The organism is Lentzea guizhouensis (assembly GCF_001701025.1).
GTDB classification, from domain to species: Bacteria; Actinomycetota; Actinomycetes; order Mycobacteriales; family Pseudonocardiaceae; genus Lentzea; species Lentzea guizhouensis.
This window is the reverse complement of record NZ_CP016793.1, coordinates 6,035,802-6,056,952: the sequence shown is the minus strand read 5'-3', so window position 1 is coordinate 6,056,952 and position 21,151 is coordinate 6,035,802. Positions and strand designations below refer to the sequence as shown.

The window sequence follows — 21,151 nt, the reverse complement described above, 5'->3', positions numbered from 1 at the left end:
CGGAAGCGGGACAGCGGATGACGACGCGTGACGACGAGGACCTCGACCTGCAGCGCAGCCTCACGCTGCTGTGGTCGGGACACCGCAGGGGCAAGCGCGGCCCGCGGTCCCGGCTCAGCGTGGAGCTGATCGCCCAGGCCGCGGTGAGGGTCGCCGACGCCGACGGGCTCGAGGCGTTGTCGATGCAGCGGATCGCCACCGAGCTCGGCTACTCGACGATGTCGCTCTACAACCACGTCCCGAGCAAGGACCTGCTGCTGGAGGTGGTCGCCGACGTCGCGGCGGGCACTCCGCCCGACCTCGGCGGCGCCGCGGACTTCCGGGAGGCGGTCCGGCTCTGGGTCGCCGCGCTGTGGGCGGGTTTCCAGGCCCGCCCGTGGATCCTGCGCGTCCCGCTCGACCACACCCCCGTCGGTCCGAACCAGCTCGCCTGGCTCGACCGCCTGCTGCGCCCGCTGCTGGCGGCCGGCCTGGCCGGCGGTGAGGCCAGGGCGGCGGCCCTGCACCTGACCGCTCTCGTGCGCGGTACCGCGCAGATCAGCGCGTCCATCGCCGGCGAGCACAAGCGCGCCAACGGCATCCCGCGCACCGACGCCGACCTGACCCACCTCGTGGCCGAGTTCCTCGACCCGGAGCAGTACCCGGCGCTGACCGCGGTCCACGCCGCCGAGCTCACCGCGCCGGAGCGGGCCGGCGGGGACGCGTTGCCGTTCGAGCTCGGCTTCGGCGTGGACCGGTTCCTCGACGGCGTCGAGGCGTGGGTGGCCGCGAAGTGACGACGGTCACAACGCGGGGACGCTGACGGGCGGAGCGGACAAGTACCAGCGTGACCAAGCCCAAAGAGCGCGCCGTGGACGGCACCCGGCCGGACCTCGACGGTGAGGACCCGGCCATCGCCTTCGCCGCGCTCTTCGACACCCATGCCCCGGCTCTGCGCGGCTACCTGGCGGGCCGTGTCGGCATCGACACGGCCGACGACCTGGTCGCGGAGACGTTCCTCGTCGCACTGCGCAAGCGGAAGGCCTACGACCCGGCCCAGGCGCCGGTGCGCGGCTGGCTGTACGGCATCGCGACGAACCTGTTGCGCAACCACGTGCGTGCGGAGGTGCGCGGCTACCGGGCGACCGAACGGTTGCACCGCGAAACCGCGCACTCCCACGACGCGCAGGTGGCCGCTCAGGTCGACGCCCAACGGCAGTTGGCGCGTGCGTTGCCGAAGTTGTCCGCGCAGGAGCGAGACCTCTTGCTGCTCACGTCGTGGGCGGGGCTGGACCCGGCGGAGGTCGCGACCGCGCTGAACCTGCCTGCCAGCACGGTCCGCTCACGGCTGCACCGCGTGCGCGCAAAGCTGCAGGCACTGCTCTCAGGAGAGTCGTCATGACCAATTTGGACGAAGCACTGGACCTGCTGCACCGGGAGGACCGCACGAGCACGCGGCCGCTCGACTCCGTGCGCGCCAAGGTGATCGAAGCCGCTGCCACGAACGTGATCCCGATGCGCCGCCGCCGGCTGGTACCGGTGACCGTCGCCGCCGCGGCGGTCGGTCTGGTGGCGGCGGGGATCGTCGTGGTCAAGGCCAACGACGCCCCGCCCCAGGCACCACCCGCCGCCGCACCGCCTGCCTCCGCACCACCGTCCGTCACGGAGCAGGAGGTGCAGCTGCTGTCCGCGGCCGAGCTGCTCGACAACGCGGCGAACAACATCAAGACGATCGACCAGCCCCTCGCGCCCGGCCAGTACCGCCTCATCACCGAGCACGGCACGTACTCGCGCGGCATGATGTTCGGGTCCTCTGTGGACGACCCGCAGCCGCTGAAGGGCGCGACCTACGCGGTCGAACTGAAGTACCAGACGTGGATCCCCGCGGACGTGACGCAGGAGTGGCTGAACCGCCGTACCCAGATCGGCGACGCGAAGTGGCTGGGCGGCAACGTCCCCCAGTCGCAGGCGCCGTACCAGAACGCCGACACCGACACCGGTGAACGCCGCGGCAGGTGCGGCGACTTCTTCCCGAAGTCCCAGCCCCGCAAGGTGTGCGGCAGCGCGACCGACTGGGACTCGCCCGAGTTCTACGCCACGCTCCCCCGCGACCCGGCTGCGCTGTACGAGTGGCTGAAGCGCGCCACGGCCGGCCGCGGCTCGACCCCGAAGGCGATGTTCGCCCACGCGACCGAGATCCTGCGGGCCGGCCTCATGCCCGCCGACCTGCGCGACGACTGGTACCGGGCCATCGCGAAGATCGAGGGCGTCGAGGTCTCGGCGCGCCAGGTCACGATGGACGGCCGCACCGGTGTCGGTTTCAGCCTCGCGGACGACCTGGAGCGCACCGAACTGGTGATCTCGCCGGACACCGGTGACTTCATCGGGGACCGGCGGCTCACCGGGCCGAAGAGCGAGTACACGTGGCTCAAGGAAGGCACGGTGCTGACGTCGACGACGATCACGACGACGGTGGTCGACAGCATCGGCTGATCACCAGGGGGAGCCGCGCCCTTCGCGGCTCCCCCTGGCCCGCGCTCACTAGCCGAGCAGCTTGGTCGCGCCCCAGCCCGGACCAATCGTGGTCGGCACGTAGGTGTTGCCGGACGCGTTCCACTCGATCAGCACGCCGTCGCTGCGCACCTGCACGAAGCGGGTGCCGTTGACGCCGGCGAGCAGGCGCGCGTCGCTCCAGCCTGCGCCGATGATCAGCTGGCTCCACTCACGGCCGTTCCGGGTCCACTTCGCCAGCCTGCCGTCGAACTTCACCTCGACGAATGTGTTGCTGTCGAGGCCGGCGATGAGCCGGGCGTTCTGCCAGCCCTGGCCGATCTCGGTGGGCGCCCAGCTGCCGTTGACCTGGCGATCCCACTGCACGAGGTGGCCGCCGTGCGTGACTTCCAAGAAGATGATGGCGTTGATGCCGGTGATGAGCCGAGCCTGCCAGTTCCCGCTGACGAACGCGCAGCCCGGAGTGCAGTAGTAGAGGTCGTTGTTCGTCTTGACGATCGCCGATCGTTCGAACCCCATCCCGGTGATCAGGCGGTCATCGCCGCCGGGAACCGCGTCCACGCGAACGTAGGTGTTGCCGCTGCGGGCCCACAGCACCCGTTCATTGTTGCCGTTGACCTCCAAGAACCAGGCGCCGCCGTAGATCGCCTGCGCGGACGGCACAGCGACCAGCGACAAGACCATCGCGGTCGCAATCGAGAACATGGCAAAGACAGATCGTTTTCTCACGTATCCCCCAGTGTCAACGTGTTGAGACGGATCGATCTCAGGGAAGCACGCATCACCCGGCCCAGCTCCCAGCCGTTCCGCTCACCCGAACACTTGCGCCGAACGGCACAACCCCTTGCGCGCCCGAATAGCGTGATCGATGCACCAGGAGCATCAGGGGGACGACGTGGCCACAGACGTCGACAACGCGTTCGAGGTCGAGCGCAAGGGCATCGACTGGATCACCGACGAGGAGCGGCACGGGACGCCGAGCAGGCTGTTCTGGCCCTGGTTCGCCGCCAACGCGAGCTTCTTCACCGTCGCCTACGGGGTGTTCGTGGTGGGGTTGGGGCTCAGTCCGTGGCAGGGGGCGCTGGCCGTGGTGGTCGGGCTCGGGCTGGCGTACCCGGTGGTCGGGGCGGTGGCGCTCGCGGGGATGCGCGGCGGCGCGCCGACGATGGCGCTCAGCCGGGCGGCGTTCGGGGTGTGCGGCAACCGGTTGCCGACGTTGTTCGTCTACGTGAGCTTGCTGGGGTGGGAGACGGTCAGCGTGGCGATCGGGGCGCTGGCGGTGCGGACCGTGCTGGCGCGGGTCGACGAGGGGCTGGCGACGACGCCGATGGTGGCGGCCGGGTTCGGGCTCACGGTGGTGCTGGTCATCGTGGTCGGGATCTACGGGTACAACCTGATCCTGCGGGTGCAGAAGTACATCACCTTCGCGGTGATGGCGACGACGGTCGTGTACTTCGTGCTGATCGTGCCATCGCTGGACTTCACCAAGACCAGCGCCGGTGGTGGGCTCGCGTTGTTCGCCGGTGGGGTGAGCCTGGTGATCGCCAACGGCATCGGCTGGACGGCGGGCGGGGCCGACTACAGCCGGTACCTGCCGCGCACCTCGAAACCCGGTGCGGTGGCCGCGTGGACGGCGGTCGGGGCCGGGAGTGCGCCGTTGCTGCTGATGCTGTTCGGGGTGCTGCTGACGGCGGGTGATCCGGCGTTGGCGGCGGCGACGGCGGCGGATCCGGTGGGGGCGTTCGCGGCGGCGTTGCCGACGTGGTTCCTGGTGCCGTTCCTGCTCGCGACGATGCTGAGCGTGGTGGCGGGCGCGGTGTTCAACCTCTACAGCAGCGGGCTCACCCTGCAGGCGCTGGGCGTGCGGCTGCCGCGGTGGGCGGCGGTGGCGGTCGACGGTGTGGTGATGGTGATCGGCGGCGCCTACCTGGTGTTCGTGGCGCCGAGCTTCTTCGCGCCGTTGCAGGCGTTCCTGATTCTCATAGGCGTGGTCACGGCGGGCTGGTCGAGCGTGTTCGTGGTGGACATGTTCCTGTTCCGCCGCAAGGGTTACGCGCCCGAGGAGTTGTTCGACCCGCGCGGCGTGCACGGGCGGTACAACGTCGCCGGCGTCGTGTCGCTGGTCGTCGCGGTCGTGGTCGGGTGGGGGCTGGTCACGTCGCACGATCCCTACCTGCAACCCCTGCTCGGCTACCTGCTGACCGACGCGGCCAGGGCCGGCAGCATCGGCGCGGCCAACATCGGGGTCGTGGTGGCGTTCCTGGTCGGCGGCCTGCTGTACGCGGGGCTCAGCAAGGCGTTCCAGCGGTGAAGGCGGTCGCGGAGCTGCTCGCCGACAACGCCGGGCGCCGCGGTGACCGGCCCGCCTACACCGACGACCGGCGCACGGTCACGTGGGCCGAGCTGGAGGACCGGACCGCCCGGCTCGCCAGCGGGCTGAACGTCGATCGTGGCGCGAGAGTGGCAATCCTGCTCGACGACGGCGCGGGCGTGGTGGAGGCGGTGCTGGCGACCACCAGGGCCGCCGCGGTCGGGGTGCTGCTGAGCCCGCACAGCACGGCGGCCGAGCTCGAGCACCTGCTGGAAGACTCCGCGCCGGACCTGCTGATCACGAGCGAGCGGCACCTGCCGAAGATCACGAACGGTCCGCCGGTGGTGCTGCTCGACGAGATCGAGGCGGGCGAACGGCAGCCGCGCGACGACCTCGGCCTGGACGAACCCGCCTGGCTGATCTACACCTCGGGCACGACCGGCGCGCCGAAAGCCGCGGTGTCGACGCAACGTGCCGCGTTGTGGTCGCCGTTCGAGTGCTACGGCGGAATGCTCGGACTGTCCGATCAGGACGATGAGTGATCGGTAGGACCCGTGCACGCGAAACGGGCCCGCCGAGTGACTCGGCGGGCCCGGTGGTTCCGGCGGTGTCAGGCGAAGAGGACGCGGTGCGGTTCGGTGAAACCGGTGCCGATGACCTGGCTGTCGCCGCCCCACGGCATCGCCGCGAACCCGAGGTTGTTGTACCAGGCGCGGATCTCGCCGTTGTCCTGCACGTAGGCGTACTCGGCCTTGCCGTCACCGGAGAGGTCGGTCAGCCGCACCCGCGCCGGGTCGGTCGCGCCGGTCACGATGACCCGCGACTCCCCGCCCCACGGCATGGCCGCGAAACCCTTGGCGTTGTACCAGGAACGCACCTCGCCGTTCGTCTGGACGTAGGAGTACTCCGCCTTGCCGTCACCCGACAGGTCCGCGAAGTGCACCCGCGCCGGCTCGGTCGCACCGGTCACCACGACCTGGCTGTCCCCGCCCCACGGCATCGCGGCGAAACCCTTGGCGTTGTACCAAGAACGCACCTCGCCGTTCTCCTGCACGTAGAGGTACTCCGCCTTGCCGTCACCGGAGAGGTCGGCGAAGCGGACACGGGCCGGGTCGGTCGCGCCGGTCACGATGACCTGCGAGTCGCCGCCCCACGGCATCGGGGCGAAGCCCTGGGCGTTGTACCAAGCGCGGATCTCGCCGTTCTCCTGGATGTAGATGTACTCCTTCTTGCCGTCACCGGACAGGTCGGCGAAGCGGACGCGGGCCGGGTCCGTCGCACCGGTCGCGACGACCTGGTTGTCGCCACCCCACGGCATCGGGGCGAAACCCAGGTTGTTGTACCAGGACCGGGCCTCACCGGTGGTCTCGATCTTCACGATCTCCGCGCGGGTGTCGCCGGACAGCGACGCGCCGGGCGTGGTGCCGCCCCACAGGTAGTTCGTGATCACCACGGCGTCGGCGGCTTCGACGCCGTAGCGGTAGCGGTACTCGGCAGCTGGGCGCTGTACGTCCGCGGCCACGTCGCCGATGGAGGCCTTGGTCCAGCGGCCGTCTGGCCATCGCGCTGCCATCACCTTGAGGAACAGGCCGGTGGCGGTGGGCGGGTGCATGCGTTCCTGGAACGAGCCCCAGCTGTCGCGCTGCTGGAACAGGCCGACCGAGTCGCGGTCACCGCCGTCGAGGTTGCGGGCGCCCGTCTCGACGATGATGGTCGAGACCGCGATGGCACCGGCGTACGGGTTGTAGCCCTGCGCCTTCACCTGCTGCACGACCGCGCGGGCGCACGACACGCGGTAGGCGTCGAGCGAGGTCTTCAACGTGTTCTGCAGCTGTGGCTTGAGCGCGGTGACGGCGGCGTGGTCGGCGGCGGTCGGGCCGCCGGGGACGCACTCGTGCAGGTTGTAGGCGGCGGAGAACCGGTCGCCGAGCGGGGCGGCGTTGGCGGTGAAGCCGGCGGTGAGCAGAGCGGTGGAGATGACACCGGTGGCCGCTGCCTTCTTGATGAACGTGCGCATTTTCTTTCTCCCTCTTCGATGTTCTTCGCTGACAGGAGAAACATTGTCAGGCCCGCCTACAGGAGTCCTCCACGTCGTCTGCCGGGAGGAAGACCGCGCCTATAAGAGTTCTGGAGAACGTTCTGGAGACGCGAGAAACCCCGCAGCGAGTCGCTGCGGGGTTTCTCGTTGTTCGACTGTCAGGCGAACAGGGTGCGAGCGGGCTCGGTGAAACCGGTCGCGATGACCTGGCTGTCGCCACCCCACGGCATGGCCGCGAATCCCTTGGCGTTGTACCACGCACGCACCTCACCGTTCTCCTGCACGTAGGCGTACTCGGCCTTGCCGTCACCGGAGAGGTCCATCAGGCGAACACGGGCCGGGTCGGTCGCGCCGGTCACGATGACCTGCGAGTCGCCACCCCACGGCATTGCGGCGAATCCCTTGGCGTTGTACCAGGAACGCACCTCGCCGTTGGTCTGGACGTAGGAGTACTCCGCCTTGCCGTCACCTGAGAGGTCCGCGAACCGCACACGGGCGGGCTCGGTCGCACCGGTCACCACGACCTGGCTGTCGCCACCCCACGGCATCGCGGCGAAGCCGAGCGCGTTGTACCAGGACCGCACCTCGCCGTTCTCCTGCACGTAGAGGTACTCCGCCTTGCCGTCACCGGACAGGTCCGCGAAGTGCACGCGGGACGGGTCCGTCGCACCGGTCACGATGACCTGGCTGTCGCCGCCCCAGGGCATGCTGTCGAAGCCGAGCTGGTTGTACCAGGCGCGGACCTCGCCGTTCTCCTGGATGTAGATGTACTCCTTCTTGCCGTCACCGGAGAGGTCGGCGAACCGCACGCGGGCCGGGTCGGTCGCACCGGTCGCGATGATCTCGCTGTCGCCACCCCACGGCATCGCGGCGAAGCCCAGGTTGTTGTACCAGGAGCGCGCCTCGCCGTTGGTCTCGATCTTCACGATCTCGGCACGGGCGTCACCGGACAGCGACGCGCCGGGAGCGCGCGTGCCGGTCTCGATGATGTGGTTGTAGCGGTAGGGCAGGTAGCCGTCGGCCGCGGTCTCGTTCCACGTGTAGGTCGCGGCGATCGCGTGTGGCGGCGTCTGCTCGTAGGTGGTGAGCCTCGTCCTCGAATCATCCGTCCAGCCGGTGAAGATCCGCACGTGGCCCATCTTGTTGGGGTCCGGGTTCTTCCACAGCAGAATGTCGCCGGGCTTCAGGTCGTCCTTGGTGATGCGTTGGCTGATGCTCTGCAACGTTCTGGTGGTGAAGCTCGTGCTGGCCGTCCAGGCGTAGGAGACGAAGCCGGAGCAGTCCTGGCGGTAGCCGTCGCGGTAGGCGGTGTTCGAGTACGGCACCTTGGCGTCGACCCACGCTTTGGCACGGGCGAGCACCTGGTCGCGGGTGATCGGGCGGTTCTCGGCCTGGGCGGTGAACCCGCCGGAGGCCTGGTCCGCGGCGATCGCGGGCGTCGAGACGAGCGCGGTGCCGGAGAACAGCGAGGCGACGGCGGTGGTGGCGAGCAGGACGTTGCGCAGCGTGGTCTTGATGCTCATTTCGGTTCCCTCTTCTCAGTCTTGGATCATCGGATAACGGCGGGGCAGGAAGGAGTCCTGCTCCCTTTCGTACGGGTAGGGCACGGTCCGGCGAACGGTCCCGATCCCGTGCACCTGTTCCATTCCCAGGTAGGCGTGGCGGAACCGGTCGGTCCAGCGTTCGAAGATGACCGCGTGCCGGGTGGTGTTCGCGTAATAGGCGCAGATGAGCAGATCGCCCGCGAGCAGTTCCGCACGGGGCACGAGCGAGCAGATCGAGGTGAGCTCCTCGGTGCTCATCTCCGGTGCCGCGAGCGCCATGCAGACGAATCCGGAGCTGTCGGTGCGATACCGGCCGTGTTCGTTCTCGAACCGCCGGTCGGTGCTGAAGGAAACCGACGGCCGGAGCCAGCTCTTCGCCCGGCCGATCACCTCGTCGCGGGCGATCGGGGGACCCGGCAGAATCGGTCCGGCGGTCGGAACGCCCATCTGGTTCTTCCCTTCGTGTCGGTGATTTCCTGACACGAAAAGAATGACGGGCCGGTCTGCACGCGGCCTCCACGCCGCCTACAGGTCCCGGCCCGTCCTCGGGGCGTCGCCTACAAAAGTCCTAGAAGAAGCCCTCTAGAGGTGCTTGCGGACGTGGTCCCGCCACGCCGAAGGGGTGAGTTCGCGCAGCTCAGCGACCTCCCGACCGCCTACAGCCGCCGTCAGCTCCCGCGCCCGGCCCCACAGCTCGGCCGCGTCACCGGGTGCCGTGGCAGCGAGATCGCGCAGCGTGCGGGCCTGCCACTGGGGCAGGCCGAGCTGTTCCCACCGCACCAGTGCGTCTTCGAGCAGCTCACGTGCTCGGGTGTCGTCGCCGCCGGCCAGCGCGGCCTCGCCCATGGTGCGCACGGCGAGCGCGATGCCGAACCGGTCGCGGTGCTGCACGAACACCTCGTGGCAGGAGTCGAGCAACGCACCCGCCTCGACCGTCTTGCCCTGCCGCACCAACGCTTTCGCCAGTGACTGGCGTGCGTAGGCGGCCCCGAGCGCGTCACCGGCCCCGGTCAGCACCACCTCGGCCTGCCTGCTCAGCTCGGCGGCGTCGGCGTGCTCGTCGCGCGCCCGGTGGCACAGGCTCAGCCCGCGCAACGCCAGCGCCTCGCCGCGCTGGTCGCCCCTCTCCCGGTAGAGGTCGACGCACCTGCCGAACGACGTCACCGCGGCGTCGATGTCGCCGTGCTCGCGGCTGATCGCTCCCAGCCCGTACTGCGCGGCCGCGGCGACGTCCGCGTCACCGGCGGTCCCGGCCAGCTCGTCGGCCCGCACGAGGTGCTCCACCGCCCGGCCGGTCTCGCCGAGCTCGCGCAGCACCGTGCCGAGCCCGATCTGTGCCACGGCCAGCGTGTGCACCTCGCCGACGGCCTCCGCGTGTTCGCGCGCCTGGCCGAAGTGCTCCAGCGCCGCGGTGAAGTCGTCCTGCTCGTACTTCAGCTGTCCCAGCCCGGCGTGCACGGTCGCGAGCGCGCCCCTGTCACCTGACGTGCGCGCACTGGTCAGTGCGACGTCCAAGACCCGTTGCCAGCCGTCGAACTCGTTGCGCACCGCGAACGGTGACGCCAGCAACGAGACGATGAGCGTTGTCGTGGACCCCGTGACACCGAGCTCGTGGGCGCGTTCGATGCTGCGCACCACCGCCGCGGTCTCCGCCTTGAGCCACTCCGTCGGGTTGTCCTCGACGTCCACGCTCAGCCGCCGGTCGACCGACCCCGTGCACAGGCCGGGCGGCCGCAGCCCGAGCGTGACCCGCGGCAGCGTCCGCGCACCGATCTCCACCAGGTGCATCCACGCGGTCATCAACCGCAGCAACGCCTCCCCGGTCGGCTCGCCCGCCGCCTGCTCGGCGCCGAAGAGCCGGATCAGGTCGTGGAACCGGTAGCGGACCCGGCCGAGCGGGTCGACGCCGACCACGTCGAGCAGCCGCAGGTCGACCAAGTGCTCGACGACGTCCTCGGCGTCGTCGGCGGACACCTCCAGCAGCGGCGCCGCGAGCCACGCGCCGAAGTCCGGCAGGTCGAGCAGGGTGAGCAGGTGGAACGCCCGCCGGTGCGGCTCGTCCAGCTCGGTGTAGTTGAGCTGGAGGCTGGACCGGATCGCCAGGTCGCCCGCGGCCAGCTCGTCGAGGCGCCTGCGTTCGTCGGACAGCCGCCCCGCCAGCACCCGCAACGGCCAGTGCGGGCGGGCCAGCAGCTTCGCCGCCGCCGCTCGGATCGCCAGCGGGATGCCGCCGCACAACCGCGCGATCGTGCGCGCCGCCTCGGGTTCGCCCGCCACCCGCTGCTCGCCGACGATCCGGCTGAGCATCTGCACGGACGCCTCGGCATCGAAGAAGTCGAGCTCGACGAACTCGGCACCCTCGAGCCCGGTCAGCCGCGACCGGCTCGTGATGATCACCAGGCAGTGCGGCGATCCTGGCAGCAGCCTGCGCACCTGGTGCTCGTGGCTCACGTTGTCGAGCACCACGACCAGGCTGCGGCCCGCCACCTTCCGCCGGTACAGCTCGACCCGGTCGGCCAGGTCGTCCGGCAGGTCGGTGTTCGCGACGCCCAGCGCGTTGAGGAACCGCCGCAACGCGTCCCGCACGCCGAGGTCCGGGTCGGCTTCGCGCAGGTCGGCGAACAGCTGCCCGTCCGGGTACCGGTCACGCAGCATGTGCGCGGTGTGCACGGCCAGCGCGGACTTGCCGGCGCCACCGAACCCCGACACCACCACGGTCGCCGTCGCGGTCCGGTCCGCCGCCGCCGTCTTCTCCGACAGCCTGCGCATGAGCTCCAGCTGGTCGGCGCGGCCGGTGAAGTCGCCGATGTCCGGTGGCAGGTGCCGGGGGACCGTGTACTGGTCGAGGGCGACCGCCACCGCCTGCGCCGCAACCGGGTGTGCCGCGTCGGCCACGGCCTCCACCGGCCTGGACGTCATCACCACGGGTGCCGCGACGGGTTCGAGCGTTCCGTTGAGCACGTTGATGTGCAGCTGCTGCAGTTTCTCGCCCGGCTCGACACCGAGCTCATCGTCCAGATAACGCCGCACGTTCTGATAGACGGCCAACGCGTCGGCCTGGCGTTCGTTCTCGTAGAGCGCCCGCATCAACAACCCGTGAGCCTCCTCGCGCGCCGGGTTCTGCGCGGTGAGCCGCGACATCCGCGAGATGACCTCGCTGAAGTGCCGCTGGGCCAGGTCGCACCGCGCGAGGCCCTCCTCGGCACCCGCCCGGTCCTCGTCGAGCGTCACCGCCTTGGCACGGGCGAACCGCACCTCGATCCCGCTCAGCGCCGGACCGCGCCACAGGTCGAGCGCCCGCCGGTAGTGACCGGCCGCCTCGGCGTGCTGCCCGGACCGCTCCAGCGTCCTGGCCCGGTCGGCCAGCGCGCCGAACGCCTCCAGGTCGCTCTCGCCCTCCTGCACCACCAGCTCGTAGCCGGGAGCACGGGTGAGCAGCACGTCCGGCCGCCCGATCGACGCGAACGCCCGCCGCAACGTCGACACGTAGGTGTGGATGAGCGCGGTCGCCGACCGCGGCGGTTCCCCGTCCCACAGGTGGTTGATGAGCTGCTCGATCGGCACGACCTGACGCGGTTGCAGCGTCAACGCCGCGAGCATCGTCTTCGGTTTCGTTCCCCCCAACCCGATCGATCTCTCCCCGTCGCGGAGATCGACCGGGCCCAACAGCAAAACGCGCACGCCAGACTCCCCAGTTCGTTGCCCTGCGCCTCCTGACCGCGCCCCCCAGCGGTAGCAACGCCGTTCGCCATGATGCCAGCCGTTGCCCGGATTGCGGTTCCTCTCATCGGAGATACCTCCTGACGGTGCAGCGGGCCCGGTGCTGGCGCGGCTCCGGGCAGGCTGGCAGGGTCGGACCATGAGTGATCGGCAGACCCGCGTCCTGCGGGCGTTCGAGTCGTTCTTCGCCCCGCCTGCCGCCCCGTCGCCGTCGTGGGTGTCCGACCTGGTCCAGCGCACCGCCGCCACCGTGCCCGCGTACCGGAAGTTCCTGCAGGAGCACGGCGTCTCCCCTTCCTCGGGCTTCCAGGACCTGCCGCTCACCGGCAAGGCGACCTACCACCAGCGGTACCCGCTGCCCGAGCTCTGCCGCGACGGCACCCTGGCCGGCTGCGACATGATCGCCGTCTCCTCCGGTTCCAGCGGTCAGCCCACGATCTGGCCGCGTTCCCTGGAGGACGAGCTGCACGTGGCCCGCCGGTTCGAACAGGTGCTCGTCGACGGCTTCGGCGCGGACACCCGCAGCACCCTGGCCGTGGTCTGCTTCCCGCTCGGCACGTGGGTCGGCGGCCTGTTCACCCAGGCCTGCGTCCGCCACCTCGCCGCGAAGGGCTGCCCGATCACCGTTGTCGCGCCGGGCAACAACAAGACCGAGATCCTGCGCGTCCTGCCCGAGCTCGCCCCGCACTTCTCCCAGGTGGTGCTGCTCGGCTACCCCCCGTTCCTCAAGGACGTCATCGACTCCGGCACCGGCTGGTCATTCGACGTCAAGCTCGTCCTGGCCGGCGAGGTGTTCAGCGAACAGTGGCGCGACCTGGTGGCGGCGCGGGCCGGCGTCGAGAACCCGGTGCGCCACATCGCTTCTCTGTACGGCACGGCCGACGCGGGCGTGCTCGGCAACGAAACCGCCCAGTCGGTGGGCATCCGCCGCTTCTTCGCCCACCGCCCGGACCTGGCCCGCGAGGTGTTCGGCGACTCACGGCTGCCGACGCTCGTGTAGTACGACCCCGGCAGCCGGTTCTTCGAGGTCGTCGACGGCAGGCTGGTGTTCACCGCGGACGGTGGGATCCCGTTGGTGCGCTACGCCATCGGCGACGAAGGCGGCCTGGTCTCCCACGCCGACATGCTCGCGTTGTGCGCCGAACACGGCTTCACGCCACCGGACGGGCCGCAGCTGCCGTTCGTGTACGTGTTCGGGCGGTCGCTGTTCACCGTGTCGTACTTCGGGGCGAACGTGTACCCGGAGAACGTGGCGGTCGGCCTGGAACAGCCGGAGATCAGCGCGACGGTGACCGGCAAGTTCGTGGTCGAGTCGGTGGAGGACGCCGACCGCGACCGGACGTTGCGGATCACCGTCGAGGTGGCGCCGGGAGCGGTGGCGGACGCCGCGGCGATCGCGGAGTCGGTGCGGGCGCAGCTGGTTCGGCTCAACAGCGAGTTCGCGCACTATGTGCCGGCCGAACGGCAGCTGCCCGAGGTGGTGCTGCGGCCGGCCGGTGACCCGGAGCACTTCCCGGCCGGCGTGAAGCACCGCTACACCCGCGCCCAGCCGAGCCGCTGAGCCCGCTCACGTCACACCCGTGCCTGCTCCCGGACCGGCCTGATCGCGTCCGGCACGCGGTCGCCTTCGGGATAGGCGCAGGTGAAGGTGCCGTGGTAGCCGAACAGCGGCCCGAACCGGTGGTTGGTGACCTCGACGTCGATGCGGAACCGGCCGATCGCGTCGTCGTAGGACTCGCGGACCTGCGCGCTGCCGGTCACCAGGCGGGGGACGCGGAAGTGCAGCGGGCCTTCGTGGAAGCGCTGCTCCCCGCTGCGGATCACCAGCCCGCCGCGGTCGTCGACGGACAGGTCCAGGTCGACCGAGACGTGCTGGTGCGTGCCCAGGTAGTCGACGACGGAGGCGCGCTCGGGGCTGTAGATCATCGTGGCGTCCCAGCGCCGGGGCCGGTCGAAGGCGAAGGTGCGGACGAACGTCATCGTCTCCCGGCCCCGCGAGTCGCGGTAGGGGTAGTTCTCGATGGTGAAGGGGACGTCGGTGCCGTGGCCGGGCAGCAGGATGTGGCGCTTGGCCCCGAGCCGGAGGAACGGCCGGGTGAACCCGCGTCCGTGCCACACCCGGTCCATCGTGCCGGTGCCGACGCAGGCGATGCCGTCGTCGCTGGCGAAGCCGAACCGGCGTTGCAGCTGCGGGTGCAGTCGGGCGAAGTCGTCGCCGAGGGCGCGCTGGAAGATCGAGGTCACGGGTGCTCCAAGGTGTGCAGGGACGATGGCGCCGTTGCGGAGCGGCGGTCCGGTGGAGTCCGCCGGCACCGCCTGGCCGCCGGGGTGGTGGGCAGCGGCGGGGCCAGCAGCGCGCCGAGGGTGAGGGCCGCGGCGAGCACGACCGGACCGGCCCACCAGGCGGCGGCACACACGGCGGCTCTCGCCGCCACGTCCAGCAGCGCCCGCCGCAGTGACACCTCCGGCGGGGTGCCGTGCTCGAGCCACAACCGCAGCCGGTCGAACGACCAGGCCGTGCCCCACCCCATCAGGAGCCGGAACGGGCGGTCGGCCAGCGCGCCCAGCCGGCCCCAGCCGGGCTGGTAGTCGTAGCCGGTGAGGAACCGGACGCCCTCGCCGGTCGGCACGTACCGCCAGTAGCCGGCCCCGGAGCGGATCAGCGACAACGGGTGCGCCGAGCTGAACCGCAGCGCCGAGGTCCGCGACCCGTCCGGCCTGGTCCGCTCACCGACGCTGACACCGGTCCCGTCCACCTCGAGCCAGGGCAGCACGCGCACCGCGTACCGGAAGTGCTGCTCGGCGTCCGGTTCCGCCTTCGGCAGGTAGTCGATCCTGGTGAACCGGAGGTCCCACCGCTGATGCGGGCCCGGCTCCTGCGTCCGCTGCCACAGCTCGCCGAGATCGGCCCGGACCACCGTCTCCACGTACAGCGCTCGCCGGTGCGCCATGCGACCACCTCTCGTTTGAGCATCTGCTCAAACGAGAGGGTAGCCGGATTTGAGCAGATGCTCAAACCTTGTGTCCGACTTGCTGCTACCTCGACTTCTTGGCCATCTTGCGGAGCTTGGCGCGCAGTGCGCGGACCGCGACGGGACCGAGGTCGTCCACCACCTCGATGAGCACGGCCAGCCGGTCGAGCGCGTCCAGAGCCGCCGCCGCCCCGTCCGGGTCGACGCCCTCGTACAGCTCCAGCCCGATGAACCCGGCACTCACCGCCCGCGCGAGCCCCGCCGTGTCGACCAGCCCGGACACCGGCGAGCCGGCCAGCAACCTGGTCAGCGCACGCTCGATCGGGCCGATCCACAGCTGCAGGGACGCCGCGGTGGCGTCGGCGAGCTTCGGGTCGGTCTGAGCGCCGGCCAGCAGCTGCGCGAGCACCATGACGTTGCCCTCAGCGCGTTCCTCGGTGTGCAGGGTTCGCCCGAGCGCGAGCAGCTGCCGCAGGTCGGTGATCTGCTCGAGGCGTTCGGCGAACAGCTCGACCCTCGCCCGCGTGGCGGCCAGGCACGCGGCCTGGAGCAGGTCGTGCACGGTGCCGAAGTGGTAGAAGACCAGCGCCTGGTTGACCCCGGCGGTGGCCGCGATGCTCCGCGCCGTGGTGCCGGTCAGCCCCTGCGTGCGGATGGTCTCGATGGCGCCGTCGATCAGGCGTTGTCGGGTGTCGGCCACGGCATCACCGTAGAGCCCGCGGCGGCGGCGGTCCGCGACCGGTGCACCTGCACCCCCAACGCCACCACGCCCAGCAACACGTACCCGTCGACCTCGTGCACAGGCGTCACGAACACCGCGCCGACGACCACGAACGCGGGCCAGAAACCGCGCAGCGCCAGGAACAACAGCACCGGCACGCACCACACCCAGTGGTGCAGCCACGACACCGGCGACGCCAGCAAACCGGCGGTCGCGATGGCGAACAGCGCCACCGCGTCGTCCTCGGTCCGCCACGCCACGAACGCCCCGGCAGCCACCGCGAGACCGGCGAGCACCACCCACAGCAGGGTCTGCGCACCCGGCTCCAGGCCAGAACCGCGCAGGATCCCCTGGAACGACTGGTTCGTCGGCAGCGCCACGCCACCGATCCGCTCCGGGTTGACCATCGCGTGGAACCAGAACTGCGCCGAGTCCCGGAAGGCGACGAGGAAGCCCGCCACCGCCACGCCGGCGAACGCGGCCACCGAGGTGACCGCCGCCCTCCAGTCGCGCCTGACCAGGAAGTACAGCACGAAGATCAGCGGGGTCAGCTTGACCGCCGCCGCCACGCCGACGAGCACGCCGCGCCAGCGCCGGTCGGTGACCAGCAGGCAGTCGACGACGACCAGGCCCAGCAGCAGGAGGTTGATCTGGCCGTAGCCGAAGGTCGACTCCACCGGGTCCAGGGCGAGCCCGACGACCGGGACCAGCGGGCCGAGTGTCCACTTCAGACCAGGGCGCACCCGGCCGGCCACGGTGACGCACACGGCGGTCATCGCGGTGAAGCCCGCGATCAGCAGCAAGGGGTTCAACAGCCACCCCGGCACAAAGCTCAACGCACTGAACGACACGGCCGCCATCGGTGGATAGGTGAATGGCAGACCGGGGTCGAGCGGCGGGCCGGTGAACCCCGTGTAGAGCGGATTGCCCGTGAGCCACGCAAGGCCACCCAGACGGTACACGTCCAGGTCGATCGGATAGTGCCCGTGCCAGCGGATCAGCAGCCCGACCAGCGCCAACGCCCACACGAGCCCGACCACTGGACGAATTCGGTGATTTTCTGCATGCTGGAGCAACCTATTGATGTCTGACACGTCTGGCCCCCGGTTCGAACTGCCGCAGCGATTACTCCGACGTTATCCGCGGAATGCACGGGCCACCTTGACGATTCACCGGCAGAACCACCGGAGGAAATGCTCACCGAACTGCCGGAGGGCCGAACGAGAACTGCCGGGCCGTGGCAACATGGCCGGGTGAGCACGTTCGGGGACTTCCTGCGCTTCTACCGATCCCGCGTTCCGCTGACCCAGGAGGAGCTCGCGGACCGCACCGGGCTCAGCATGCGGGCGATCAGCGACGTGGAACGCGGCCGGACGCTCACCCCGCAGTCGCGCACCGTGCAGCTGCTCGTGCGCGGGCTCGGGCTGGGCGGCGAGGAGGCCGCGGACTTCGCGGCACTGGCGCGGCCGGCGGGTGCCGGAGGTGAGGAACGGCCGGAGGCGCCCCGCGGTCCTGCGGCGGCGAGCCTGCGCCGGTGCTGCTGGAGCTCACCGGGCGCGCGGCCGAGCAACGCGCCGTGGACGGGTTCGCGGCCGAGGCGGAGTCGTCGTCCCTGCTGCAGATCGCGGTGGTCCACGGGCCGCCCGGTGCGGGGAAGACGGCGCTGGCGGTCGACGCGGCGCACCGGCTGGGCCAGCGGTTCCCCCACGGTTGTGTGTTCCTCGACCTGCGCGGGATGGACGCCGAGCCGCTGACGCCCGGCCGCGCGGCGCACCGGTTGCTGCGCTCGTTCAACGTCGACGAACGCCAGATCCCCGCCGACGCGGACGACAAGCTGTCGCTGTACCACTCGCTGCTGCGCGACCGGACGGTGCTGCTGGTGCTGGACAACGCCTCCAGCGAGGCGCAGGTGCGTCCGCTGCTCGCCTCCAGCCCCGGCACGATGGTGCTGGTGACCAGCCGGAACACGCTTGCGGGACTGGACGCGCGGCACCGGCTCGCGTTGGACCTGCTGCCGCCCCGGGAGTCCGTCGCGTTGCTGCGCGCGGTGGCCGGCGAGCGGGTCGCGGCCGAGCCGGAGGCGGCGTCGCGGGTGGCGGAGCTGTGCGGCGGGATGCCGCTGGCGTTGCTGATCGCGGGCAACCGGCTGGCGAGCAGACCACAGTGGACGGTCGAGCACCTCGCCACCCAGCTCGCCGACGAACGACGGCGGCTCTCCCTGCTCAAGGCCGGTGACCTGCAGGTGCGCACGGCGTTCGAGACCTCCTACCACCAGCTCAGCCCGAGCGCGGCGACGTTGTTCCGCCGGCTGGCGCTGGTGCCGGGACCGGACACGAGCGTCGAGCTGGCCGCGGTGGTGGCCGGCGAGCACGCCGAGGAGGCGCTGGAGGAGCTGGCCGACGCGAGCCTGCTCGGGGTCAGCGGGACGCCGGGCCGGTACCGGCGGCACGACCTGCTGCGGGTGTTCGCCGCCGAACGGCTGGAGCTCGACGAGGACCCCGCCGTGGTGCGGGAGCTAAGCACCCGGCTGAGGCACTCGCTGCTCGCCGTCGCCACGGCCGCGGCCCGCTCCTTCGACCACGACACCCCGCCGGCGCACACGGACCCGTTGCCGGACAAGGAGTCCGCCGGCCGGTGGCTGAGCATGGAGCTGGAGCACTGGCGTGGCGCACTGCGTTCGGCGGTGCGGCTCGGCGAGCACGAACGCGTGCTCGAACTCGCGCAGGCGATGCACTGGTACTCCGACATGCACGGTGTCGGCGAGCTGTGGCGTGAGGTGTTCCGTGCCGGTGCGGACGCGGCGCGCGCGTTGGGCAACGCACGGGACACGGTGGAGCAGCTGAACTATCTGGCGTGGGCGCAGTACGCGTTGTGCGGCCAGCCGCGAGAGGCGTTGGTGTCTCACGAACAGGCGGCGGCTATCGAGGTCGATGACACGATCACGCAGGCGTGGACGTGGTACTACGGCTCGGCGATCCTGCGCCGCAACGGTGAGCCGCACCGGGCCGTGGAGCTGGGCAGGCGCTCGGTCGCGTTGTTCGAGAAGGCCGGCTACGCGATCGGTGAGAACCTGGCGTTGTCATTGCTGGGCCTCATGCTGCACAGCGCGGGCCAGCTCGACGAGGCCGTGGAGGTGCAACGGCGCAGCGTCGCGCAGCACCGGGCGGCGGATGGCGGCGAGGAGCTGCTGTCGATGATGCTGATCCGGCTCGCGACCAGCCTGGCCGCGACCGGTGACGTGTGTGGCGCGCTCACGTTGCTGGACGAGGCGGAGTCGCTGTTCGCCAAGCACGGCACGACGGCCGGCGTTGCGCGCGTACGGCACAACCGCGGTCTTGTGCTGATGGACGCGGGTCGGCTCGTCGAGGCGCGTGAGCAACTGTTGTCCGCGTTGGACGAGGCGAGGCTGTCCGACCACCGGATCGAGATCCTGGTGCGACTGGCCGACCTCGCCGACGTGGCCGGTGACACCGCTCAGGCCCGTGAGTTGCGCGTGCGCGCGTTGGCCGAGTGCGATCGTTACGACACGCCTGCCGTGCGTGGGATGGCGGCCAAGCTGGCCGTTGCTCTCGGTTGAGCAGGCACCACCAGAGGCACAAGGCCCGTCTTCGGCACCGATGGCCGCACCGTTGCGCCATCCGGGTGGGACCCGCGTCCTGCGGTGTGGATCGTGGCAGAGGCCACCACGGCACCGGACGACCAGCCCAAACACCGTCCACTGTGGACCAACAATGCATTTGGTTCGGATGCGTGGATTGTTCGCGTTGACGTGTCTCGATAAGGTCCGCCTATTACCCACGGCACGAAGATGGGCGGCGAGTTTGATCGACGAGGAAGGCGCCCCTCGGCCGCCTTCGGACGCGGAGCTGATCGACGCCGTGCGCGGTGGCACGGTCGAGGCCTACGGCCGGCTCTACGAACGGCACGTGCGGGCGGCTCTGAACCTCGCCCTGCAGCTCACGGGCTCGTCCGCCGACGCGGACGACCTGGTCTCGGACGCGTTCGCGAAGGTGCTCTCGGCGTTGCGCACGGGCGGTGGTCCCGACGCGTCGTTCCGGCCGTACCTGCTCACGGCGGTCCGGCACACCGCCTACGACAAGTCACGGCGCGACAAACGCCTGGAGTTCGCCGGTGACGTCGAGGAGGTGCCCGGCGCGGCCCGGTCGATGAGCGTGCAGTTCAGCGACACCGCGGTGGCCTCGCTGAACCAGACGCTCGCGGCCACGGCGTTCGCCTCCCTGCCGGAACGCTGGCAGACCGTGCTGTGGCACACCGCGATCGAGGGCCAGTCCCCCGGCGAGGTCGCCCCGATCCTGGGCCTGTCCCCCAACGGCGTCTCCGCGATGGCCCACCGCGCCCGCGAGGGCCTGCGCCGCGCCTACCTGCAGGCCCACGTGGCCCGCGACCCCTCGGAACGCTGCCGCGCCACCGTCGCGAAGCTCGGCGCGTGGACCCGCGGCGGCCTGTCCGCCAGGGAGTCGATGCAGCTCGACAACCACCTGGACCGGTGCGCCGAGTGCCGCGCGATCGCCGGCGAGCTCGCCGACGTCAACGGTGCCCTGCGCGCCGTCGTCGCCCCGCTCGTCCTCGGCGGCGCCGCGGCCGGCTACCTGACGTTCAGCAAGGCGAGCGCGATGGCCTCCGTCGGCACCTCCTCGTGGCTCCACGTGGCCGCCGCCTCCACCGCCGTCGTCGTCATCGTCACCGCGGGCGTCAGCACCCCGCTCAACCCGGCCACCCCGACGCCGCGACCGCACCGCCCGCGACCTCCTCGTCCTCGACCACCCCGCCCACCGGCGTCCTCCCACCCGGCTCCTCCGGCACCGCCCCCTCCGGCAACACCACGCCGACCACGACGACCACCACCACGACCGGCACCTCACAACCCGCCGGCGGCACGAACCCGGCCGCCCCCGGCGCCCCGACCACCGGCGAGGGCCCCTCCACCGCGGCCCCGGCACTGGTGATGAACAACCCGCCCGACGTCACCATGGCCAGCAACGGCCCACCGCAGACCGTCACCGTCACGATGAGCAACATCGGCTCAGCGCCCGCACCACCCCCGAGGCTGACGCTGACGCTGCCCGACGACATCAAGACCGTCGGCGCCGGCTCGACCGGAGCCGGTGAGGCCGGGTGCCCGGCGGGCAAGGGGCAGGTGACGTGCTCGGCGGGCGAACTGGGCGCCGGCGAGTCGGTGCGGTTCGTGCTCCGGTTGAACGCGGGGCCGAAGGCGGCGAGCGGCGTGATCACCGGGGTGACGGACACCGGGCTGCGGGTGCGGTTCCAGGTGACGGTCACGCCGAAGTAGCGGTGTTCCGCGTCGGACAGCGGGATCACCCGAACGGCCGCACC

General features: G+C 70.9%; 19 protein-coding genes and 1 pseudogene. 11 read left to right on the top strand and 9 right to left on the bottom strand.

Features of this window, described 5'->3' with window-relative positions:
* The first annotated feature begins 17 nt into the window (after positions 1 to 17).
* The 3 genes from BBK82_RS29615 to BBK82_RS29605 are packed head-to-tail and all read left to right on the top strand — an operon-like array spanning position 18 to position 2,472.
* Positions 18 to 776, top strand: coding sequence for a TetR/AcrR family transcriptional regulator (locus BBK82_RS29615; protein WP_065917929.1), 759 nt, complete (start codon positions 18 to 20; stop codon positions 774 to 776).
* Positions 777 to 826: 50 nt separating this feature from the next.
* A complete protein-coding gene (locus BBK82_RS29610) occupies positions 827 to 1,381 on the top strand; it encodes an RNA polymerase sigma factor (protein WP_065917928.1) in 555 nt (184 codons plus the stop codon).
* Entirely contained in the window at positions 1,378 to 2,472 is a 1,095-nt protein-coding gene (locus BBK82_RS29605) for a CU044_5270 family protein (RefSeq protein WP_154697577.1), read from the top strand. Before BBK82_RS29610 ends, BBK82_RS29605 begins: the two co-directional genes overlap by 4 nt.
* 48 nt (positions 2,473 to 2,520) lie before the next feature.
* On the opposite strand, the gene BBK82_RS29600 is transcribed toward BBK82_RS29605, so the two are convergent.
* Positions 2,521 to 3,195, bottom strand: a complete 675-nt coding sequence (locus BBK82_RS29600) for a hypothetical protein (protein WP_065917927.1) — start codon at positions 3,193 to 3,195, stop codon at positions 2,521 to 2,523.
* Between the two features lie 190 nt (positions 3,196 to 3,385).
* Here BBK82_RS29600 and BBK82_RS29595 point away from each other — a divergent pair, with 190 nt between their 5' ends.
* Together BBK82_RS29595 and BBK82_RS29590 are read left to right on the top strand one after the other, a co-directional pair.
* Complete coding sequence (locus tag BBK82_RS29595; RefSeq protein ID WP_218920360.1) at positions 3,386 to 4,801, top strand: purine-cytosine permease family protein; 1,416 nt, start codon at positions 3,386 to 3,388, stop codon at positions 4,799 to 4,801.
* Entirely contained in the window at positions 4,798 to 5,343 is a 546-nt protein-coding gene (locus BBK82_RS29590; RefSeq protein ID WP_065917925.1) for an AMP-binding protein, read from the top strand. Before BBK82_RS29595 ends, BBK82_RS29590 begins: the two co-directional genes overlap by 4 nt.
* Positions 5,344 to 5,411: 68 nt before the next feature.
* Here BBK82_RS29590 and BBK82_RS29585 read toward each other — a convergent pair whose 3' ends face one another.
* The 4 genes from BBK82_RS29585 to BBK82_RS29570 all read right to left on the bottom strand — a co-directional run bounded on the left by BBK82_RS29585 (position 5,412) and on the right by BBK82_RS29570 (position 12,064).
* A complete protein-coding gene (locus BBK82_RS29585; RefSeq protein ID WP_065917924.1) occupies positions 5,412 to 6,818 on the bottom strand; it encodes an FG-GAP repeat domain-containing protein in 1,407 nt (468 codons plus the stop codon).
* Positions 6,819 to 6,997: 179 nt separating this feature from the next.
* Positions 6,998 to 8,362, bottom strand: a complete 1,365-nt coding sequence (locus tag BBK82_RS29580; protein WP_065917923.1) for a C40 family peptidase — start codon at positions 8,360 to 8,362, stop codon at positions 6,998 to 7,000.
* 15 nt (positions 8,363 to 8,377) lie between these two features.
* A complete protein-coding gene (locus BBK82_RS29575; RefSeq protein ID WP_065917922.1) occupies positions 8,378 to 8,830 on the bottom strand; it encodes a hypothetical protein in 453 nt (150 codons plus the stop codon).
* A 135-nt stretch (positions 8,831 to 8,965) separates the two neighbouring features.
* Entirely contained in the window at positions 8,966 to 12,064 is a 3,099-nt protein-coding gene (locus tag BBK82_RS29570) for an AfsR/SARP family transcriptional regulator (protein ID WP_065917921.1), read from the bottom strand.
* Positions 12,065 to 12,242: 178 nt separating this feature from the next.
* Here BBK82_RS29570 and BBK82_RS54505 point away from each other — a divergent pair, with 178 nt between their 5' ends.
* Both BBK82_RS54505 and BBK82_RS54500 read left to right on the top strand, forming a co-directional pair.
* On the top strand, positions 12,243 to 13,103 hold the full coding sequence (locus BBK82_RS54505) for a phenylacetate--CoA ligase family protein (protein ID WP_237047646.1): 861 nt from the start codon (positions 12,243 to 12,245) through the stop codon (positions 13,101 to 13,103).
* A gap of 45 nt (positions 13,104 to 13,148) precedes the next feature.
* A complete protein-coding gene (locus tag BBK82_RS54500; RefSeq protein ID WP_237047645.1) occupies positions 13,149 to 13,664 on the top strand; it encodes a hypothetical protein in 516 nt (171 codons plus the stop codon).
* Between the two features lie 11 nt (positions 13,665 to 13,675).
* Here BBK82_RS54500 and BBK82_RS29560 read toward each other — a convergent pair whose 3' ends face one another.
* The 4 genes from BBK82_RS29560 to BBK82_RS29545 form a co-directional block, all read right to left on the bottom strand.
* On the bottom strand, positions 13,676 to 14,347 hold the full coding sequence (locus BBK82_RS29560; RefSeq protein ID WP_065917920.1) for a DUF4166 domain-containing protein: 672 nt from the start codon (positions 14,345 to 14,347) through the stop codon (positions 13,676 to 13,678).
* A complete protein-coding gene (locus BBK82_RS29555) occupies positions 14,344 to 15,054 on the bottom strand; it encodes a hypothetical protein (RefSeq protein ID WP_065917919.1) in 711 nt (236 codons plus the stop codon). The genes BBK82_RS29560 and BBK82_RS29555 overlap by 4 nt, the downstream gene beginning before the upstream one ends.
* A gap of 85 nt (positions 15,055 to 15,139) precedes the next feature.
* Positions 15,140 to 15,775, bottom strand: a complete 636-nt coding sequence (locus BBK82_RS29550; RefSeq protein WP_065917918.1) for a TetR/AcrR family transcriptional regulator — start codon at positions 15,773 to 15,775, stop codon at positions 15,140 to 15,142.
* The gene (locus BBK82_RS29545) at positions 15,751 to 16,836 is read right to left on the bottom strand and encodes a glycosyltransferase 87 family protein (protein ID WP_065917917.1); all 1,086 of its coding nucleotides are present in this window, start codon (positions 16,834 to 16,836) and stop codon (positions 15,751 to 15,753) included. Before BBK82_RS29545 ends, BBK82_RS29550 begins: the two co-directional genes overlap by 25 nt.
* A 153-nt stretch (positions 16,837 to 16,989) precedes the next feature.
* On the opposite strand from BBK82_RS29545, the pseudogene BBK82_RS54495 reads away from it, so the two are divergent.
* The 4 genes and pseudogenes from BBK82_RS54495 to BBK82_RS29530 form a co-directional block, all read left to right on the top strand.
* Positions 16,990 to 17,184 (top strand): annotated as a pseudogene (locus BBK82_RS54495) (helix-turn-helix domain-containing protein); the annotation flags it as partial.
* Between the two features lie 146 nt (positions 17,185 to 17,330).
* Positions 17,331 to 19,373 (top strand): NB-ARC domain-containing protein, encoded by a 2,043-nt coding sequence (locus BBK82_RS29540; protein WP_237047644.1) that lies wholly within the window; start codon positions 17,331 to 17,333, stop codon positions 19,371 to 19,373.
* Positions 19,374 to 19,617: 244 nt separating this feature from the next.
* Positions 19,618 to 20,763, top strand: coding sequence for a sigma-70 family RNA polymerase sigma factor (locus BBK82_RS29535; RefSeq protein ID WP_065917916.1), 1,146 nt, complete (start codon positions 19,618 to 19,620; stop codon positions 20,761 to 20,763).
* The gene (locus BBK82_RS29530) at positions 20,763 to 21,107 is read left to right on the top strand and encodes a DUF11 domain-containing protein (RefSeq protein WP_154697576.1); all 345 of its coding nucleotides are present in this window, start codon (positions 20,763 to 20,765) and stop codon (positions 21,105 to 21,107) included. The genes BBK82_RS29535 and BBK82_RS29530 overlap by 1 nt, the downstream gene beginning before the upstream one ends.
* The last annotated feature ends 44 nt before the right edge of the window (positions 21,108 to 21,151 follow it).